18 protein-coding genes and 2 pseudogenes are annotated in these 19,260 nt (G+C 33.7%); 10 read left to right on the top strand and 10 right to left on the bottom strand.

Annotation, left to right across the window (positions count from 1 at the left end):
• The first annotated feature begins 78 nt into the window (after positions 1–78).
• Genes OOL01_RS06670 through OOL01_RS06680 form a run of 3 tightly spaced genes read left to right on the top strand, consistent with a single transcriptional unit; the run spans position 79 to position 1,801 of the window.
• Positions 79–1,011 (top strand): hypothetical protein, encoded by a 933-nt coding sequence (locus OOL01_RS06670; RefSeq protein WP_264686647.1) that lies wholly within the window; start codon positions 79–81, stop codon positions 1,009–1,011.
• Between the two features lie 51 nt (positions 1,012–1,062).
• Positions 1,063–1,395: a helix-turn-helix domain-containing protein gene (locus OOL01_RS06675; protein ID WP_264685158.1), complete on the top strand. Its 333-nt coding sequence runs from the start codon at positions 1,063–1,065 to the stop codon at positions 1,393–1,395.
• Positions 1,396–1,435: 40 nt separating this feature from the next.
• On the top strand, positions 1,436–1,801 hold the full coding sequence (locus OOL01_RS06680; RefSeq protein ID WP_264686648.1) for a helix-turn-helix domain-containing protein: 366 nt from the start codon (positions 1,436–1,438) through the stop codon (positions 1,799–1,801).
• A 318-nt stretch (positions 1,802–2,119) separates the two neighbouring features.
• On the opposite strand, the gene OOL01_RS06685 is transcribed toward OOL01_RS06680, so the two are convergent.
• From OOL01_RS06685 to dprA, 4 genes are all read right to left on the bottom strand, one after another.
• Positions 2,120–3,358, bottom strand: a complete 1,239-nt coding sequence (locus tag OOL01_RS06685; RefSeq protein ID WP_264686429.1) for an IS256 family transposase — start codon at positions 3,356–3,358, stop codon at positions 2,120–2,122.
• A 102-nt stretch (positions 3,359–3,460) separates the two neighbouring features.
• Positions 3,461–3,769, bottom strand: a complete 309-nt coding sequence (locus OOL01_RS06690; RefSeq protein ID WP_264375903.1) for a transposase — start codon at positions 3,767–3,769, stop codon at positions 3,461–3,463.
• A 630-nt stretch (positions 3,770–4,399) separates the two neighbouring features.
• Entirely contained in the window at positions 4,400–4,540 is a 141-nt protein-coding gene (locus OOL01_RS06695) for a hypothetical protein (RefSeq protein ID WP_010405218.1), read from the bottom strand.
• A 254-nt stretch (positions 4,541–4,794) separates the two neighbouring features.
• The gene (gene dprA, locus OOL01_RS06700; RefSeq protein WP_010405215.1) at positions 4,795–5,871 is read right to left on the bottom strand and encodes a DNA-processing protein DprA; all 1,077 of its coding nucleotides are present in this window, start codon (positions 5,869–5,871) and stop codon (positions 4,795–4,797) included.
• A 61-nt stretch (positions 5,872–5,932) separates the two neighbouring features.
• Between dprA and OOL01_RS06705 the strand changes: the two genes are divergently transcribed.
• Positions 5,933–6,307, top strand: coding sequence for a ferredoxin family protein (locus OOL01_RS06705; RefSeq protein WP_010405211.1), 375 nt, complete (start codon positions 5,933–5,935; stop codon positions 6,305–6,307).
• 459 nt (positions 6,308–6,766) lie between these two features.
• Here OOL01_RS06705 and OOL01_RS06710 read toward each other — a convergent pair whose 3' ends face one another.
• Positions 6,767–7,090: a hypothetical protein gene (locus OOL01_RS06710; protein ID WP_264686649.1), complete on the bottom strand. Its 324-nt coding sequence runs from the start codon at positions 7,088–7,090 to the stop codon at positions 6,767–6,769.
• Between the two features lie 449 nt (positions 7,091–7,539).
• On the opposite strand from OOL01_RS06710, the gene OOL01_RS06715 reads away from it, so the two are divergent.
• The 4 genes and pseudogenes from OOL01_RS06715 to OOL01_RS06730 all read left to right on the top strand — a co-directional run bounded on the left by OOL01_RS06715 (position 7,540) and on the right by OOL01_RS06730 (position 10,654).
• A complete protein-coding gene (locus OOL01_RS06715) occupies positions 7,540–8,493 on the top strand; it encodes a D-alanine--D-alanine ligase (RefSeq protein ID WP_264686650.1) in 954 nt (317 codons plus the stop codon).
• Complete coding sequence (locus OOL01_RS06720) at positions 8,474–9,232, top strand: cell division protein FtsQ/DivIB (RefSeq protein WP_264686651.1); 759 nt, start codon at positions 8,474–8,476, stop codon at positions 9,230–9,232. Before OOL01_RS06715 ends, OOL01_RS06720 begins: the two co-directional genes overlap by 20 nt.
• Positions 9,233–9,458: 226 nt before the next feature.
• A pseudogene (locus OOL01_RS06725) lies at positions 9,459–9,772 on the top strand (transposase); the annotation flags it as partial.
• Between the two features lie 61 nt (positions 9,773–9,833).
• A pseudogene (locus OOL01_RS06730) lies at positions 9,834–10,654 on the top strand (IS630 family transposase).
• Between the two features lie 50 nt (positions 10,655–10,704).
• Here the strand turns inward: OOL01_RS06730 and OOL01_RS06735 are convergent.
• From OOL01_RS06735 to ppdK, 4 genes are all read right to left on the bottom strand, one after another.
• Complete coding sequence (locus OOL01_RS06735; RefSeq protein WP_264375907.1) at positions 10,705–11,739, bottom strand: efflux RND transporter periplasmic adaptor subunit; 1,035 nt, start codon at positions 11,737–11,739, stop codon at positions 10,705–10,707.
• 257 nt (positions 11,740–11,996) lie between these two features.
• Entirely contained in the window at positions 11,997–12,827 is an 831-nt protein-coding gene (locus OOL01_RS06740; RefSeq protein ID WP_264686652.1) for a hypothetical protein, read from the bottom strand.
• A 185-nt stretch (positions 12,828–13,012) separates the two neighbouring features.
• Positions 13,013–13,366: a hypothetical protein gene (locus OOL01_RS06745; protein ID WP_264686653.1), complete on the bottom strand. Its 354-nt coding sequence runs from the start codon at positions 13,364–13,366 to the stop codon at positions 13,013–13,015.
• Positions 13,367–13,550: 184 nt separating this feature from the next.
• The gene (ppdK, locus tag OOL01_RS06750) at positions 13,551–16,178 is read right to left on the bottom strand and encodes a pyruvate, phosphate dikinase (protein WP_264686654.1); all 2,628 of its coding nucleotides are present in this window, start codon (positions 16,176–16,178) and stop codon (positions 13,551–13,553) included.
• A 566-nt stretch (positions 16,179–16,744) separates the two neighbouring features.
• On the opposite strand from ppdK, the gene fabG reads away from it, so the two are divergent.
• Positions 16,745–17,479 (top strand): 3-oxoacyl-[acyl-carrier-protein] reductase, encoded by a 735-nt coding sequence (gene fabG, locus OOL01_RS06755; RefSeq protein ID WP_264375910.1) that lies wholly within the window; start codon positions 16,745–16,747, stop codon positions 17,477–17,479.
• A 95-nt stretch (positions 17,480–17,574) separates the two neighbouring features.
• A complete protein-coding gene (locus OOL01_RS06760) occupies positions 17,575–17,910 on the top strand; it encodes a TrbC/VirB2 family protein (RefSeq protein ID WP_007302562.1) in 336 nt (111 codons plus the stop codon).
• A gap of 1 nt (position 17,911) precedes the next feature.
• On the opposite strand, the gene OOL01_RS06765 is transcribed toward OOL01_RS06760, so the two are convergent.
• Complete coding sequence (locus OOL01_RS06765) at positions 17,912–19,201, bottom strand: M48 family metalloprotease (protein ID WP_264686655.1); 1,290 nt, start codon at positions 19,199–19,201, stop codon at positions 17,912–17,914.
• Positions 19,202–19,260 lie beyond the last annotated feature (59 nt).

Raw genomic sequence — 19,260 nt, forward strand, 5'->3', positions numbered from 1 at the left:
ACACTAGAAAAACACATCCTATAAAAATTATTTCAGTTTCAACAAAAATGGGGTATCGTAATCGTAAAATTGAAAAAAATGGATATCCTATCTTACTCTACTGAAAAGCTGAAAAAGCATTGTCAGCTACTTGATGATGAAGAAAAAATAGTTCTATATGAGCAGCTGCTAGACAAGGCTAAAGACATACTTGAAAATTCAAGAGATAATGTTTCTGAACTGAAAAAGATCAGTAAAGCTGCTTTAGCAATAGAGGAAACTACCGATAAGCAGTTACTAGAAAAGTTTAATGATGACCACCCGCTAAGAGAATTGGATATTCTGATCTATTCTCCTCAAGGAAACACTGACGTAGCAAACTATTTATTCAGTATAGATAACTCATCAGAGCTTTATGATTTAAAAAAAGATAAGGATAAAGCTCTTTATAATGCAGTTAAGTCAAATGATGTTGAGCTCATAAAAAAGCTGCTCATGATTCTTGTACCTGAAAAAGCAAGTAATTTTGATACGAAATATTTGGAAGAATTAAAAATATCGTTATCAGGAATTCACAAAGAATTGCAATTATCACAAGATATGAAAAATTATCTTGTGAAGACGATAAAGTTCTATAGTTTTTTATGTAGTAATTTTAGCTTATTAGTTGCAAATCCTACTGATGTAAAAGCTATGATCAATCTGTTTGCTACCCAACCAAATATTGATTACCAAATAGATAAGCTTCTGCTTTCTTTTATTGTGAAAGATGTTGAGGAAAAAAAGCTGAATTCTGAAATCAAACACATGATAGAGCTTCTTGAGCAGCATGAAAGATTTGTTGAGCTCGAATATAAGGTTAGAAGATTAAGATCAGAGTTTGCATGTGGCAAAAGCAGATACTCGGCTGAAGTAATACGAAATAGCATTGCAGAACGAGAAAAAGAGATGAGGGAAATTGAGAAAAAATACGTAAGGCCAAACGATTTAATTAGCGAGAGGCAGAAATTATTAAAGCAATTACTTTGCTAGCTTTTTTTCCACTTCATAAAATTTGTTGTAAATTTGAATAAGAGGTGAAAAGTGCAATTAGGTAAAAAAATAAAACAACTTAGGTTAGATCGTGCTTTGACACAGACCGAATTGGGAAAGAGAATAGGTGTTTCGTATAGACAGATACAAAAGTACGAAAATGGTTCAAATTGTGTTTTGGCCAGTAGATTATATGATTTAGCAAAAGCACTATCGATAGATGTTGCTAACTTTTTTACTGATATGCACACTGACTCACATGAAGCTTATGATGAAGAAATACTAAAGTTAGTCAAAGGATATAATGAAATTAAAGGCAAAAGGTTACGTAGTGTAGTTTATACATTGGTAAAATCTTTTTCTCAAAGTTATAATGAAAGTTAGTACTACTTTAATATACAAGTTAAGGTATTAATAAGTGATTGTGCAAGATAAACAACATCCTATTGATAAACAAATAGGTGAAAGAATAAGGAAAAGAAGGCTAATGTGTGGTTTTAGTCAAAGAGACTTAGGAAAAAAGCTTGAAATTTCATTCCAGCATGTACAAGGATATGAAAGCGGAGAGATTAGGCTTGTAGTTGATAGGTTATATAAATTAGCAGAAGTACTATCGGTTGATATGTCGTATTTTTTTACCAAAGCCTCTGAAGACTTACATGATAAGGCCTTCAATAGCGATGTAGGCAGCGAAGAAATATCAAGGCTAGTGAGGGAATATAGAAAAATTGAGGATGAAACTTTGTGTGACATTGTTCATTTAGTGATTAAGGCTCTTACTCACAAATAATACAGGTTTTAAAGTACAAATACCTGGATATTTTCATAACATGAAGAAGTTTTCAATAAACCATTGCGTCAAGTTAAGGAAAAGTAGAATAAGGAAAAAAGAAGATGAAAAAAAACTATTTTATATATTAAGTTAGTAATTTATAAACTTTTCTAAAATAATTGCAACCGTTCACAGAGATAAGGTAGTGCAAGAAAAGGTTGTAGCAGAAAACGCTTCTAAGAAACTCCCTCAACCAGTTCATCTTTTTGAACTAAGATGTAGCCAAATTCCTGTGCTTTTTGGGGAATGTTCAAAAAAGTGTGTCAAAGCGAATTTTTAGTTCAACTCAATTTTTAACCTATCAGGAAAAAAGATATCAAGTTGAGATATAGTTAGAGCCCAATTAGGCAAAGCCATAGCCCATTTTTGCTCTATCTTTTTTATAGCACAATATACCAATTTGTACAAGGCATTTGTACTGGTAAATGAACCTTTGGTTTTAGTAAATTTTCTGATTTGTCTGTGCAACCCCTCAATTGGATTGGTGGTATAAATTAGCCTTCTAACAGGGCCAGAATACTTAAAATAACTAGACAAATTTTCCCAATTGTTTTGCCACGATTTTATGACTAAAGGATATTTTTCACCCCATTTTTCCTCCAGTTCAAGTAAATAATTTTCGGCGATTTCTCTACTTGTAGCACGGTATATTTTTTTCAAATCATTCATAAAAACTTTTATATCTTTGCTGGATACGTATTTTAGTGAATTTCTTATTTGGTGCACAATGCATAACTGTACCTCAGCATTGGGAAATACGCTATTTATATCTGTAGGGAAGCTTTTCAGACCGTCAACACAAGCTATCAAAATGTCTTCTACTCCTCTCTCTTTTAAGTCATTTAATACGCCTAGCCAGAAGTTAGCTCCCTCACTTTCTGCTAAGTAAAAACCCAGTACTTCTTTTCTGCCATTTTGGTCTATTCCTAATATATTGTACATGCATTTACTTATGCAATGTCCATTCTCTTTGACCTTAAAAAACATCCCATCCATAAATACTATCGGGTATACTGATTGTAGGGGACGACTCCTCCATTCATTGATTATAGGCAGTAATTTATCTGTAATTCCAGATATCTCTGCTGCAGATATTTTATGGTCATAGATTTCTTCCACATAGGATGCTATATCCCTGTATCCCACACCGCTTGCAAACATGTTCAAGACCTTTGTTTCAAGTTCTGGATGTAAGCTTGTTTGCCTTTTTTTCACTATCTGTGGTTCGAAACTTCCCTCTCTATCTCTTGGTGTCAATAGTTCAAATGAACCTGCACTCGTCTTCAAAGTTTTGCCATTCTTTCCGTTTCTTCGATTCTTTTCTTCTCTTTCATTGGATAAATGATGCTCTATTTCACCTTCTAGACTTGCTTCCAGCAGCCTTTTTACAAATGGTGTTAATGCTCCATCTCTCCCCATCAATGGTTTACCTTCCCTTATTGATGACAGTATATTTGCTTCCAGCTCTTTGTAATCTACCAGGCCAGTCGTTCCATTTTCTATTTTGTAACTCATATATCAAACCTCTATTTTTTGTTTCTATTTTATTTTTATTTCTCGGTTTGACACACTTTTTTGAACATTCCCTTTGTAGAGCCTTTCTTATGGCGTGCTTGATCAGAACTTCTCAATCGGATTTAAATCTGGCGAGTATGGAGGCAAGAACAAAATTTTACACCCAATATTTTCTATCAAATTTTTCATCCTTGCAGATTTATAAAAGCTCGCATTGTCGAGAACAATAGTCTGTCCAGGTTTAAATACAGGAACAAGTACATTTTCTACATAAGCATCAAAAATCTCCCTGTTGCAGTAGCCATCAATTATCCATGATGCTTTAACTTTTCCTTCATTCAGTGCTCCAATTATGCTTACCCTCTTTCTTTTAAACCCTGGGCAAATAACCTCTTGCCTCTTTGAGACCACCCATATTCATAAAATTCATTGTCCTCTATTCCAGACTCATCTATGTATATCAAGTTTCCTTTATTTATTTCTTCTACTTTTTTTATGAACTCTTTGCGTTTCTCTTTATCTCTTTCTCGATAAAGAAAAGTTTTTTTTATATGTATAGTTTACTTTGCTAAGGTAGTTATATACTGTGCTTCTACACATATTACCAAATTCTTCAATTATCTTTTCAATTCTAATATCTTAATTTCCATTCAGAAATTTGGCAAATCTATCTAAGTCTTTAATCTTATGACCATATCCTTTGTGATAGCCTGAAGATGGTTTCTGTTTCTTTTTTCCTTTTCCTCCACAAATATATTGGTTTTATGCTCACTTTGAATATTTGACTGATTTTTTTATCGTCATTGTTTTTTTATCGACTCCTTTGAGAACACGTTCTTTCAGATCCTCACTATATGGACTTGGCATCTTCTTCTTTCTCATTACTTATTATACCATTCTAACCAATTTTGCCATATAGCTAAACCTTTCTTGGGTTAGCTATAGATGATAAAATATTTGATTCTAGTTCTTTATAGTCTACTAATCCGGTAGTTCTATTTGCTTGACTCATTTCAAACCTCCATTTTTTATATCAATTTATTACTTTTCTTTTCGGCTTGACACACTTTTTTGAACGTTCCCCACTTTTTCTATCACCTTTTCAAATTCTTCTACAGTTAAGCCTGTTATATTACGAAAATTTCTTGGGTGTTTCTTTATATTGTAGTAACTAAAGCTCATTTTTTTACCTTACTCTATCTGCTTATTCCTCTTTCATCATTTTATCATTACCTTTTGCAGCAGGTCTATTGATGCATGAGTCTGGAATCTAGGAATTCTGATTATATATTAAGTTAGTAAGTATAAAAGTTATGTAAAAATACAACGTTTTTAGTGAGATTACGGAAAGCCAGCGTCACACGCTGGAATGACATCTTTCTTGGTGGACTCAAATCATAATGTTTGTACGGTTGTGGATTTATAACTAAAGCAATCTAGAAAATTAATGATATTTTATTCCCCGGCAAACGCTCTATTTTATTTTCCGTCTCTAGTTCCAAAAGAGCCATTAGAGCTATGTTGGTAGAAAGTCCGCTTGCTAATATAAGTTCATCTATATCAACAGGTACAGAGTTAATATGATCAACTATAACAGATTTTGCCTGTTGCAATTTTTCTTGTTTTTGGTCAGCAACGGTATCAAATAGATTTTTTTGCTGAAGCGGTAAACTAAATCTCACGCTCTCTACTATATCATCAGCGGATTCAACAAGTTTAGCGCCGTTCTTAATTAAATAATTACTACCACTACAGCGTGAATCTAAAGGGAAACCAGAAACTGCAAACACCTCTCTTCCTTGATTCAAAGCAAAATCTGCTGTGATGAGAGAACCAGACTTTTTTGATGCTTCAATTACCACAACACCGAGTGAAAGGCCAGATATAATTCGGTTTCTTTGGGGAAAATACTGAGGCTTTGGTTTAGTAGCAAATGGAAGCTCGGTAATTACTAACCCGCCATTTTCAGTGATTCTTTTGTATAGATCAAAATTTTCTCTTGGGTATACTACGTCAATTCCGCTTGCTGTGACAGCAATGGTTGGGTGATTTTTGTATATTACACTGTTTGCTGCAGTATCGATCCCTCTTGCAAGTCCAGAAATTACGATGAAACCAACTTCGCTTAAATCAAGTGCCAACTTATTGGCAAAATTTCTTCCATTGATTGAAGAATTACGTCCACCGATTATTGCAATTATCTCACGGCTTAACAATGATATATCACCAAGTGTAGTTATTACAGGAGGACAACTCGGTATATTCCTTAAAATGTCAGGGTAATCTGGATCACATGCTGGTATTATTTTGGCTCCAATTTTTTCTGCATTCTTAATTTCTTCTTGTACATTTTTAATTCCATAATCCTTGTTAGCCAATTCATTAAGATACTTAAGCACTTCATCTAGTGAGCCACATGCTCTTAGTATACTAAAAAACTTTACTGGTCCCACAGTTCTAGCCAAGCTTAGCCATATTTCTAATTCTTCGTTATTTAATTTATTTATCTTCATAAAAGGCTTGAATTTCTTATCAGTTTAGTGTACCCAAGATAATGCAAATATACAGTATTTTATGACGCATTTTGTTACAGATAAATGCATAAAATGTAAATATACGGACTGTGTAGAAGTATGTCCCGTTGACTGCTTTTATGAAGGTAAAAATATGCTCGTGATTAACCCAGATGAGTGTATTGATTGTGGAGTGTGTATACCTGAATGTCCAGTAGATGCAATTGTAACTGATGATTCCATAAAAGATATTCTAGAGCTAGATGAAGGCTTACTGAACAATGAACAAAAAATCTTTAAATCATTTTACAACATAAATGTAGAATATTCGCAAAAGTGGCCAAATGTCACAGCTAAAAAGCAACCCCTAGATACAGCAGAAGAGTATAAAGAAAAAAAGGATAAAACAGCTTATTTTGACGAAAATTTAGGGTAATAGAGTACGAAAGTGGACTCACACTTTTTTGATTAAATAGACATTGAATTGTAAGCATCTATTTCATCTGCCATAGACGATAATTGTGCACTCTCAAAACGGAGATTGTTTGCAATGTCTATTAATTTCTCACTAATTTGTGAACGAGGTTCAGGCACTGAAAAGAAAGCATCACATCTAGCCTTGCACAGAGGTTTGTCTGTTTCATTGAGCGCCTCTTCACAGTTTTTATGGCAAATATGAGATAGGTTGCGTGCCTGAAACGTTAATGAATTCGAGTTTTGTGTAGACATAACCATAATATACTCCTAAATTAAAAAACTAACTCCACGGTAGCATTTATGTGTTAATAAAATTGTAATATTTATATTAGCATAATTACTTTTCAGATACGTTTATTACTTTATTGAAAAGTTCAGAATAAATAGAGAGTACAAAAGAAGCCTCACATCTTTTTGGTTAAATAGACATTGAATCGTAAATGTGCGTTTCATCAGAAAATATATCAGCAGATGATATATTACTATCAATATTGTCTGGTTTAAGTTCATTGTTCAGATTCTCGAAATCTTTTTGAATTGTTTCAATTGTCTTCTTTAAATTACCATACTCTCCCCATAACTTGGTATTGGTTAAATGAATATTATTGCTTAGATTCTTGAAATCTTCTTTAATTGTTTCAATTGTCTTCTTTGAGTTATAATGCGCTCCCCATAACGGTCCAGTGATTGATTTAATACAAACTTTACTTAATGAACATTGATTATTATCTTTTTCTGACATAATATTCTCCTTAATTAATATTATATTTAATATAGTATAAAAGTATTAATACTATATTAAATATGGAATCAAAAGTAAATAAAGCAATACAGGAACGTCTTACAGTTGATTCAGTGAATCTTGCACCATAGCTTTAAAGGGTTTAGAAGACTAAGAGTTGGCGATGTGTATTATACAGACACCAAAAACATGAAGTAACTATCGTTACAATAGGATATAGGGACACCATTTACGTTTGAAGGAAATATGTTTTGCAATAACCCTATTCTATAATGCAAAACCCAATGTATTACTTGCAATCTGGTGTCTGATCACAAAGGAACCAGTTTACATAAAACTACTTGCCACCTGCAAATTGCAATATCTGTACAGCTGTGGAATTTTTCAAAGCGTTTTTTCTATTGAAGATAAAAGTATCTTTTATATATGATATATAGCAAAATATTAGGGTGCTTATGGTTCCAACTATAGCAATTTTAAGTGGTGGATTTTCTTGCGAAAGAGAAATATCGCTTATGAGCGGAAAAGCAGTAAAGAAGGCGCTTGATAGCCTTTCATATAATGCAATAGAAATAGATGTTGATAGCAACATTGCTCAAAAGCTTAAAAAAACTAATCCCGCTCTTGCTTTTATTGCTCTACATGGACCTTATGGTGAAGATGGCTGTATTCAAGGTTTACTGGAGATTTTAGGTATAAAATATACACACTCAGAAGTTATGGCTTCGGCTGTTGCTATGAATAAAGTGATGTCAAAGCATATATTCCATTCTCTTAATATCGACACTCCAAGAGGTTATGTAATTAGTCGAGAAGATGTGCTAAAAAATAATATTAAAGTTGATTATCCGTACGTCTTAAAACCGATTAACGAAGGCTCAAGCATTGGAGTACACATGATTTTCTCACATGAGGATTACTTAGAGCTGAAAAATAACAGTTCTACTATAATGGAAAAGATGATCATAGAAGAATACATACCGGGTATAGAGTTACATACTGCTGTGTTGCTGAATGAAGCAATTGGCACTATGGAAATACGACCAAAAAATGAATTCTATGATTATGAAGCAAAGTATACAGATGGATTTGCAGAACATATATTTCCTGCTAAAATTCCTGACAACATATATAGAATGACCTTGGAACACGCACTAAAAGTTCATCAATTTTTAGGATGCAAAACTGTTTCCCGCTCAGACTTCCGTTATAATCCCCAAAATAACACTTTAAAAATGCTTGAGATTAATACACATCCTGGCTTTACTGAATTATCGTTAGTACCAGAAATTGCAAAATTGACAAAAGGAATTGATTTTAATGAATTAATTAAAATTATTGTCAAAGACAGTTTACACCACAAGAATATTAGAGATCAAGCCGATGTTGAACAATGTTACTAGAAGCCAAAGGAGTTTTTTGCGCAAGTGTGCTTTCATGATTATAACTGCACTTTTCCTTACACTAGTACTTTATAGTTCACTTGATAAAATAACAAATCGATTCAATTACTACTTTACTTGGTGTAACGATCGCTTATCGAGCTTATTAATTAGCAATGGATTTTCAATCGACAAAGTAACCGTTATTGGAAACAAATTTACAAATGAACAGGACATTCTAAGTTTAGTAGATAGAACACAACCTATCATGTATGTATCACTCTCAAAACTAACAGATAATATACAATCTGTAAGCGAATGGATAAAACATGTAAGAATTTATAGGATTTTACCCAACACCTTACGCATTGATGTAAATGAACACAAACCTTTTGCTCTTTGGAAAGATGATAACAGAACTTCAGTAATTGACTCTGAAGGTAAAGTAATCGTAGATGATTACCAGATAGATAACCTCGTTATAATCAAAGGACAAAATTCGTTATCAAGCCTAAAATTCATTAAAGATATACTAGAGAGGAAAACTCAATTAAGTGATCATATTTCTTCTTGTGTTTATGTAGGCAATAGAAGATGGAATATCATACTCGATAACAGTGCCACAGTAAAATTGCCTGAAGATAATCCTTATAGCGCATGGGATTATTTAAGCCACTTGCAAAATACAACCGACTTTACTTTTAGCAATTGGAGCATAATTGATATGCGTGTTGCTGATAAGATCTTTGTGAAGAAGTGATCTGCTCGGTGCTCCTTTTCATTTCATGCAAGTAGCCCTTTCTCTGTCATATGAGTAGCTTAAAACTGGAATCCAGATTGCAAGTAATTGATTGGGTTGGGTGAGTATGGGTTTTGCATTATAGAAGGAAGCATTAACCATTACTAAACAAAAAGGGGAGTGTTAAATAAACTGTGTCAAACCGAGAAGTAAAGTAATAAATTGATAAAAAAATGGAGGTTTGACAATGAGTCAAGCAAACACAACTACCGGTTTGGTAGACTATAAAGAATTAGAAACAAATATCTTATCATCTATACGAGAAGGAAGACCATTGACAGGAAGAGATGGAGCATTAACACCATTTATCAAAAAACTGCTAGAGGGAAGGCGAGATAGAAAACCATTTGTCAGCTGAAAGCGAAGAAAACAACCGAAGAAATTCAAAGACTTTACGGACAAGTATTTGAACTATTGACACCAAGAGATAGAGAAGGAAGTTTCGAGCCACAAGTAGTCAGAAAAAGGCAAACAACCGAACTTGAAGCAAAGGTTTTAAGTATAGCCCTTCTCATAATAGTCCAAAAAGAGTAAGATGGATTGATAGTAGTGGAAGGTAAGGATGCCAGTAGCAAATAGTTATGACTTAAGAAAAAAGGTAATGGAAGCATTGGATGAAGGAGAGAGTGGAGAAACTGTTGCCAAGAGATTTAAGATCGGAAAAACAACTTTATATGAGTGGAAGAAAAGACGTGAGAAAACGGGAGATTTTCAATCAAAAAAGCTTGGAAGCGTGGCATAAAATTACCGACTGGAATGCATTTGCCGAATTTGCAAATGAGCAAGGTGGCAAAACTCAGTCAGAGATGCTGGGGCAATATTAGTAGACAAACAATTCATCGAGCACTTAAAAATATAGGATTCACAAGAAAAAAAAGACCTACAGATATAAAGAAAGAAATGAAGAAAAGCGAGCTCAATTTTCAAAGGTTATAGCAACAAAAGAACCTAAAGAATTAGTGTATATAGATGAGTCTGGACACTGAACCTATGGTTATTGCCAGAAAGGACAGCGGTTTTATGCCCTAAAATCTGGGAAGAAAACTCAACGAATTAGCATGGTTGCAGCCTTAAGTGGAAGAAAAATAATTGCTCCGTTAACCTTTGAAGGCCACTGCAATATGGATATCTTTAATAAATGGTTTGAGCAGTTTCTGACACCGATTTTGGAACCTGGACAAACTGTTATCCTTGATAATGCTACTTTTCATAAGTCTAATAAGATTTGCTAAAGGAGTTGGTGCAGAAATTTTATATCTTCCTCCATATTCTCCAGATTTTAACAAAATTGAACATTATTGGTTTGCTATAAAAAACAGAACCAGGAAAAACATTCCTTTATTCAAATCTTTTCGTCATGCTGTCGATTCTTCTTTCTTATGACCTTTTTGGACTATTATGGGAAGGGCTATAACTGATACTGAAGTTATGTCTTAAACCTTATCACCAGGCTTAACAAATAGATGGCCCAATGTTATTAACTTTATAGGCTTATCTTCGTTATTTACCACCACCCAAACACCATCGTTTTCATGATCAACAATTTCTATTGGTGTAAATACTACATAATTATTGTCATCAACAATCTTTATTCCAAGAACACCATCGTCACTTAAGCTCAAGGCTGAAGAAGGAATTTTATATGCAAATTTTTCACCTGAAGGTAGGCTTACACTAGCAGTCAGTCCTTGCAAGGATATAATTTCATTATCAGTTACCTTGACCTCCACTCTATAAGATCCAGTTTTAGGCTCAGCAATTTTACTAATAAAACTCACTTCACCTACTAATTCCCTTCCGTCTAGCAAATTAATTTGCGCTGCACTACCCAGTTTTATTTTATTTACTTCATTTTCTGAAACATACAACACTACAAGAACCTGATCAAAATTAACTATGTCAGTTATCTTATGTCCAAGATTAACAAAATCCCCTTCATTTACGTTGATCTTATCTATATAACCATCAATAGGAGATTTAATCGCAGTGTTTTCTAAATCCAATTCTAGCCTTTTTAGGTCAGCTTTTGCACTCTGCAATGCAGTAAAAGCTGATTCCACTCTTATCTGTGCTCCATAGCCTTTTTTATTCAATTTTCGAGAGGAATCATACTCAATTTCACGCTGATTTAATAAAGCTTTGGCTTTCTCAACCTGTGCAACTCTGTCATAATCTTCTATCTTTAAAATTACATCGCCTCTTTTTACTTTTTCACCATCAGACAAATAAATAGCAATAACTTGACCACTTGTTCTTGAGACAAGGCTGACCCTATGCAAGGGATTTACCGTACCAGAAAAATTTAAATATACAGTGCGATTTTGTGGAGTATAATCCTGAGTTTTTACTGAAAAACTACTAATTGGATTATCACTATGAACCGCCTGATCTTTTTTTAAAAATGTACTGTTGATAAAAAACAGTAGAATAAGAGCAATACCAGAAACGATGATTACTTTGTTTCTCATCCTTAAACAGTAAAATTTATTGACCAATCTTGTTAGAAATAACTGCATAAGTTTTCGAATCAGAAGTGTAAGTATAACACAGCTATTGTCACTCTATAAATAGTTTTATATGAGCAAGTTTTCTTACAATAAATAAGTTTTTATTGCAAAAATGCAATTTTTAATCAAATAAAAAAGTTGTGCATAAAATTTCCATCATATTATATGATGAAAATAAGAATATTGTAACAAAACTAAATATATATTTAAACAGAGCTTTAGCCCATCACTAAACCAACACCCAATTGCTCAACACTATCAATTTTAATTTGTAAAGTGCCCTTTATAAATTTATTAGCCTGGTCTGTACTCATAAAAACTGTATGTTTATTGGGCATTAATTTTTCCATATCTGCTCTATTTTTTTTATCTTGCAAATGAGGTTCGCAAATATAGCTATACTTTTTAAAATCTAGAAGTTTAGCAAAGCCATCACGATCATTCTCATGGTGAAAAGCAACATTTACACCTACTATTTCGTCCGTTTCTTGCAGCTTTCCATCTTTATCTATTACCTGTGCCTTAGCAAGCGCAACTGTAGGCTTATGGCCATAATTTGCTCCAATAACCCTTCTTATTGAATGTTCTATTGCTATTTTTTGCACTTCAGGACTTTCATCAAACTCTTTCAAAAAATTAAGGTGTAAGTTAATATATTCAGAGTATTTCAATCTGTGTTTTTTATGTATAGTTGGTTTGTAGGACAGTTCATTTGTAGGTGACTTATAGTTTGCAAGAAGCAATTTTTGTTCATATTGCTCATTAAATTTCTTTATCTTTTCAAAATGTCTTTCATATTGAGTCAATCCATCTTTCCCTTTTTTCTCCATCCTTTTCAAGAATTCCTCTACTGGCTCTCGTTTGGCTAGATTAATTTTGCGTGTAAGCGGAATTTGTTTTTTCAAGCTAATCCAATATGGTAAGCAAACAACTTTCGCATCTTTCGAAAATAGACCTTCTAACTTTTTCACTGCATTGTATAAGTTTGCTGATTCTGGTTTATAATGCCCGCTATTATTGTCTATATAAGTTATTTTACCATTTACCACTTTCATTAAACCAGAACATAAAATCGGCTTACCGCCTGCAAGAGTTGAATGACGATAAGCCCATTCGCTTTTGTTAACATTAATATGTTCATGAGTTACTAATTTTCCATCAAGCGTGATAACATAAGCTACACAACCTTTTTTACCCTTACTAATTTTATCAGTTGTATCATATAATTTGCCCTCTAAGTTGTATAACTTAAGTTCCCATCTTGCTCGCCAATAAATTTTCTTTGATCAAATTGTTCATCAGAGTTAAAATACTTAACCCTTGTATTAGTTCCAGGAATTTTTCTTCCTTCAACTCCAACTTCTGGAAACAAATTATATCGTGGAAAAAAATAAGTAAAATTATTCTCTATCCAATACAGAATCTTATTTATGATACCAAAAACTTTTCTATTACCTAAATCAATAGAGAGTTGCTGTTCCTTTGGTACTGCTAGATGATTGGACTTTGTACCAGACTTGCCAAATTCTTTGGCAGCATATTTAAACTTTTCTAGTAAATATTCCTTACGTTCTTTTGATATTGACATTTTTACCTCACTCACTATTATTTTATCCTATATTATTTTAGACAAAAAGTCAATCTTTCTTAAGATATTAAGAAAAGAAAAAGCAGCAGCAAAATAGCTAAACTGACTTAGATTTATCGACAATTTGAAAAATCATCATTCCGCTACTTGTTAGCGGAATCTATGTTCGCACAGTTAGTTATCGCTATTTACCCAACAAACTTATGCTAAGCTGTGCTGCCACTAATTTTGCAACCAGTACTCTATAAGGCGAGCATGACACATAATCAACCCCTGATTTGATGAAAAACTCTATGGACTGTGGATTCGCTCCATGCTCTCCACATATACCAAGTTTAATTTCTTTTCTGGTTTTTTTGCCCCTTTCGATAGCTATTCTGATTAATTCCCCTACCCCTTCGACATCTAGCACCTCAAAGGGATCGTTTTTGAATATGTTGCTTTCCTTATAAGAATCGAGAAAATTAACTGAATCATCTCGTGAAAGTCCCATAGTTGTTTGTGTTAAATCATTAGTGCCAAAACTAAAAAATTCTGCGTGTTTTGCGAGTTTGTCAGCAATAAGTGCTGCTCTTGGCAGTTCTATCATCGTTCCAATTGAATAGTTCACATCGAAATTTTCGGCTTCTTTCTTTATTAACTCGCATATCAGAATAAACTCTTTCTCACTCATGATAAAAGGAATCATGATTTCAGGTTTCACTTCTATCTTCTTTTCTTTCCTTAATTCACTTGCAGCACTGAGTATTGCCCTAATCTGCATTTTATATATTTCAGGATGAGAAATAGCAAGTCTACAACCTCGATGGCCAAGCATTGGATTTTTTTCTGATAACTGTGCTATTTTATTTTTTACTGATTCAACTGACTTATTCAGTGATTTGGCAATTTTCTCTATAATAGATTGATTGTGGGGCAAAAACTCATGTAGAGGTGGATCAAGTAAACGTATAGTAACCTCCCTGCCCTCCATAATAGAAAATATTTCTTTGAAATCAGACTTTTGCATTTCTTCGAGTTTATTTAATGCATTTGTCCTTTCATTTTCATCATCAGCTATTATCAACTTTTGAATGAATTCGATTCTATCACTAGCAAAAAACATATGTTCTGTGCGACATAATCCTATACCTTCTGAACCGAATTCTTTTGCAATTTTTGCATCTTTTGGAGTATCAGCATTCGCTCTCACCTTCACTGTTTTGATTTCATCTACCCAGTTAATTATCGTTTTGAATTCTTGAGATAATTCAGGCAAAATTGTAGGAAGAATACCAAGCATAACCTCTCCTGTTCCTCCATTGATGGTGATTGATTCACCTTTATTTACTTTTATATCCCCCATAGAAAGAAATTTTTCATCTTTATCAATATAAAGTCCATTTAGACTACAAATGCATGGTTTACCCATTCCACGAGTTACAACAGCGGCATGCGAGGTCATACCTCCTCGCGCTGTTACTATTCCACTTGCAGCATTCATTCCATTAATATCTTCAGGGCTCGTCTCTGATCTTACCAAAATTACTTTTTTACCCTGCTCTGCAGCTTTTTCAGCATCACTTGCACTGAATACTACATATCCAGAAGCAACACCTGGAGAAGCTGGCAGTCCTTTGCCTATTACTTCTTGATCGATTTTAACATCAAGAACTGGATGCAATAAATTGTCAAAAGTTTTTGGATCAATTCTCAATATTCCTTCCTCTTTTGTAATCACTCCTTCGTTTACCATATCAACTATTATGCGAATAGCAGCTTCGGCTGTGCGCTTGCCAGACCTAGTCTGCAAAATCCATAACTTACCGTCCTGTACAGTAAATTCGATATCCTGCATGTCCTTATTATGACTTTCAAGTTTTTCACATACCGCGCATAATTCTCGGTAGACACTTGGTAGCAACTTCTCCATGGTACTTTCTTGCTCCCCGTCAATTGGCATAGGAGTATAAACACCAGAAACCACATCCTCACCCTGAGCATTAACTAAAAACTCACCAAAAAGCTTTTTTTCTCCAGTTGAAGGATTACGTGTAAATATCACGCCGGTTGCAGAATTATCATTTAAATTACCAAAAACCATTGCTTGCACGTTGACCGCTGTTCCAAGGTTTTCAGGAATATTATGTATTCTTCTATAGGAAACAGCCCTATCATTTTTCCAAGAGGCAAATACTGCATTAACTGAGTTTAACAATTGCTCTTCAACGTTCTGCGGGAAATTTTTTCCTATTTTCTCACATACTATCTCTTTAAAATCATTAACAATTTTCTTTAAAACATTAACATCAAGATCAGCTAAGCTTTTTGCTCCACTCTTTTGCTGCTCATTATCAATAACATCTTGAAATAGGTGATGATCAAGCTGTAGTACAACATTGGAGTACATCATGATGAAACGGCAGTAGCTATCGTAAGCAAAACGTTCGCCACTTTTTTTTGCAAGCCCAACAACGGTTTCATCATTTAGACCAACATTTAAAATAGTATCAAGCATGCCCGGCATTGAATTCACACTACCAGAGCGTATGGAAACTAATAAAGGATTATTTGAATCCCTGAATTTACAACCGATGTCACTTTCGAGCATCGCCATGTAGTTTTTTATCTCGTTACGTAGATCACAAGACAATTCATTATCTTGACAATAGGCCTGACAAACAGCAGTGGAAATTGTAAAACCAGGTGGAACAGGAATGCCAATGTTACACATCTCTGCCAGATTTGCTCCCTTCCCTCCTAGTAGATTTCTCATTGCTGCATTACCTTCACAGTTGCTTTGGCTAAAGTAATATATTAACTTTTCTTGCATTTTTTTCGGATTTTCACTAATAAACATACTATACATACTATTCTAATAAATTTGTCAGGCAGGAGTAATAAATTTTGTAAAATTCAGCACAATTAAATAGCCTCTCTCCCTTTCATTCTAGTGTCCCTATTGTCATTCAAGTCTGTCATCTCAATGACCTCTATGATGTCATTCCTGTTGGAGTATGAATGTAGCCTTATCTCACACTCCTGTCATCCCAGTGCCCAGACACTGGGATCCAGAAGACTGATCAAGTAATAAGAACTAGTCACGCGCTGGCTCTCTTAAATTACTTTAGCTATAAGTGTTAAGAAATTTACCAATCAAAAAAAGGCAAAAGAATCCACATGGTGCTGATTTTATTACTGTAATTGATAATGTGCTAACGCTTAAACGAAGCGTGTTTAGGCTGAATAGAAAAAAATAAAAAAAGGCATGCAGCCGCCATAATTTCGCCAATAAACACAAGATTTGTCAAGAATCTTCTATTAAATGAAAGTTATGAAAAAAATCTATTGCAAGTCTTTTAATATTCTGTTAAGAGCTGGGATAATATAAAAATTATCATGTTCGGATTAGAAGACAGGAAATTTCTGATTACTGGTGCATCAGGCGGAATAGGGCAGGCAATTGTAGAGGTTATGCATAAAGCCGGAGCAACTTTATGTATCTCTGGCACAAAAAAAGAAGTACTAGAAGAAGTTGCTAAAAAATATGAAAAAAACATTCATGTACTTCCTTGCGACTTATCAAATCCTGAAGAGGTAAATCAACTAATAAATAAAGCAAGTGAGTTGATGAAAGGCTTTGATGGGCTCATATGCAATGCAGGCATTACACAAGACAGTTTATTACTGAGAATGACAGATGAATCATGGCAAAAGGTGATTGATATTAATTTGAGCTCTACATTTACACTAAATAGAGAAGCATGCAGGAAATTAATTAAAAATAGCTGGGGAAGAATTATAAATGTTTCCTCAATAGTAGGTTTAACAGGCAATGCCGGGCAAGCAAATTATGCAGCTTCTAAAGCTGGGATAATAGCCATGAGTAAATCTATAGCAAAAGAAGTTGCAAGTCGCGGTGTAACAGTAAATTGCATTGCTCCTGGGTTTATAGATACTAAGATGACTGAAGTTTTAAATGAAAAACAAAAAGAAAAAATATTAGATAATATTCCAATGCAAAGAATGGGAACAGGGAAAGAAATAGCAGCAGGAGTATTGTTTTTAGCAAGCGACGAAGCAAGATATATAACGGGGCATGTGCTTAACATCAATGGTGGGCTATTTATGTAGCAACACTTATTTATGGACAAACTATGAGTTTTACCCTAAAATAAATATATATATAAATTTAGATTCACACTAGTTTATTACTTGGAGGCAAAAGAATGAGCTATATAATAAAAAAATTTTTTAATGCTTTATGTATAGTGCTGTTTCTCTCTTTTTCAGATTACGCAAATGCTGCTACTGATATAGATGATACAACTGCCCAAGTAATATGCAATATTATTGGTTATATTTGGGGAATAGGTGGGCCACTTATGACTGTAGTCATAATAGGTGCAGCTTTGCTTGCAATATTTGGTAGAATGCCATGGCCAGCTCTCTTTGCCCTAGGTATGTTTTGTGGTGTATTTTTTGGTGCCAAAGCGATTATAATGAAAATTATACCCGATAGCATTAAACAAGATAGTATGTTGAGCAAGTGTGGGGAAAAATAACTTAAAAATCAGGATATTTTTGTGTGTATTGTTCCTTCATGTCTTCAATCTGTAACAAATAATGACTGTCTTTCGGTAAAGTTTTAACAGCTACCTCAGCGTATTTCATAAATTTCTCTAAATCACCTTCAATACAAGCCTTCTTTGTCAAAGCAAAGTAATACATTGCCATATCAGCGCTACGTTTATATGCAATACTTAAATACTTCCAGACAAAAGCGTTATTTGCTTCTACGCTTGCAATCTGCTCCAGGTAAAAAATTGCCTTCTCTACGTCACCGTATAACAATAAAGTATGAGATAATGCAAGTTTCACTAAATAGTTATTCTTCTCAGATAAATATCTAAGTGATTCTTCATACATTTTTATTGCTTCACTTAAATTTCCAGCTTTGTATAACATCTCCGCTTTTAATTCATATAAATAAGGATCATTGCGTGACTCTTGAATCAATGAATTAACTTTAGTAATAGCCTCTTCGATCTTTCCTTGCCTATAGTGAATTACAGAATTTACATACTTAGAACTACCTTCATATTTATTAGATAACACATGAATAGGAGCAAAGAAAGAGTCTAGCTTTGCAACCATATGCTCAAACTTCAGCAATTTATCTGCAAGGATTGGTTTTATATTGTTTTTAACCTTATAATTCTGTACAGCAAATATACGCTTATCACTAAGTGGGTGAGTGCGGAAATACTCTTCAGTGTTTTCATGCTCAATACTCTTAAAATAGTCAAAAATCTCTTTCATACCCAAATTATCATAGCCAGATTCATCTAGGTATCTTAAAGCATAGCTATCTGCTACACTCTCTTGCTCTTGAGAATAGTTAAAAAACAACCTTGAACTAAGCGTTACACCACTAAGCAAGATTGCACTCGCAACCTGAGGGTTAATGACAATACTAGAAACTAATCCTACCATATAACTAATCATTGCTATTGATTGAAAATAACCTACAGCACTACTCATTTGTAATACATGACCAGCAGATATATGAGCAATTTCATGTGCTAATATACCAAGTAAGACATAAGGTTCAGTCGAATATTGTAAAAGCCCTAAATGAATGAAAATGCTATTATTGTTAATTACAAAAGCATTAATCGATCTATCATCAACTATAAAAACTTTTATTTTATCATTATCAATACCCGCAGCAGAAAATAAAGGTTGCGCTAGATCCTTAACTACCGCTTCCACTTCACTATCTCTAATAATACTAACAGAGTAAGCGCTATTACAGTATACGAAAAAAAATAGTAAAACAAAAAGCTTAGACATGGAAATTCCTTGTTTGTATAACTTTGAGGAATTTTATATTTTAACACTTAAACTATACG

The organism is Wolbachia endosymbiont (group B) of Rhopobota naevana (assembly GCF_947250615.1).
Lineage (GTDB): Bacteria > Pseudomonadota > Alphaproteobacteria > Rickettsiales > Anaplasmataceae > Wolbachia.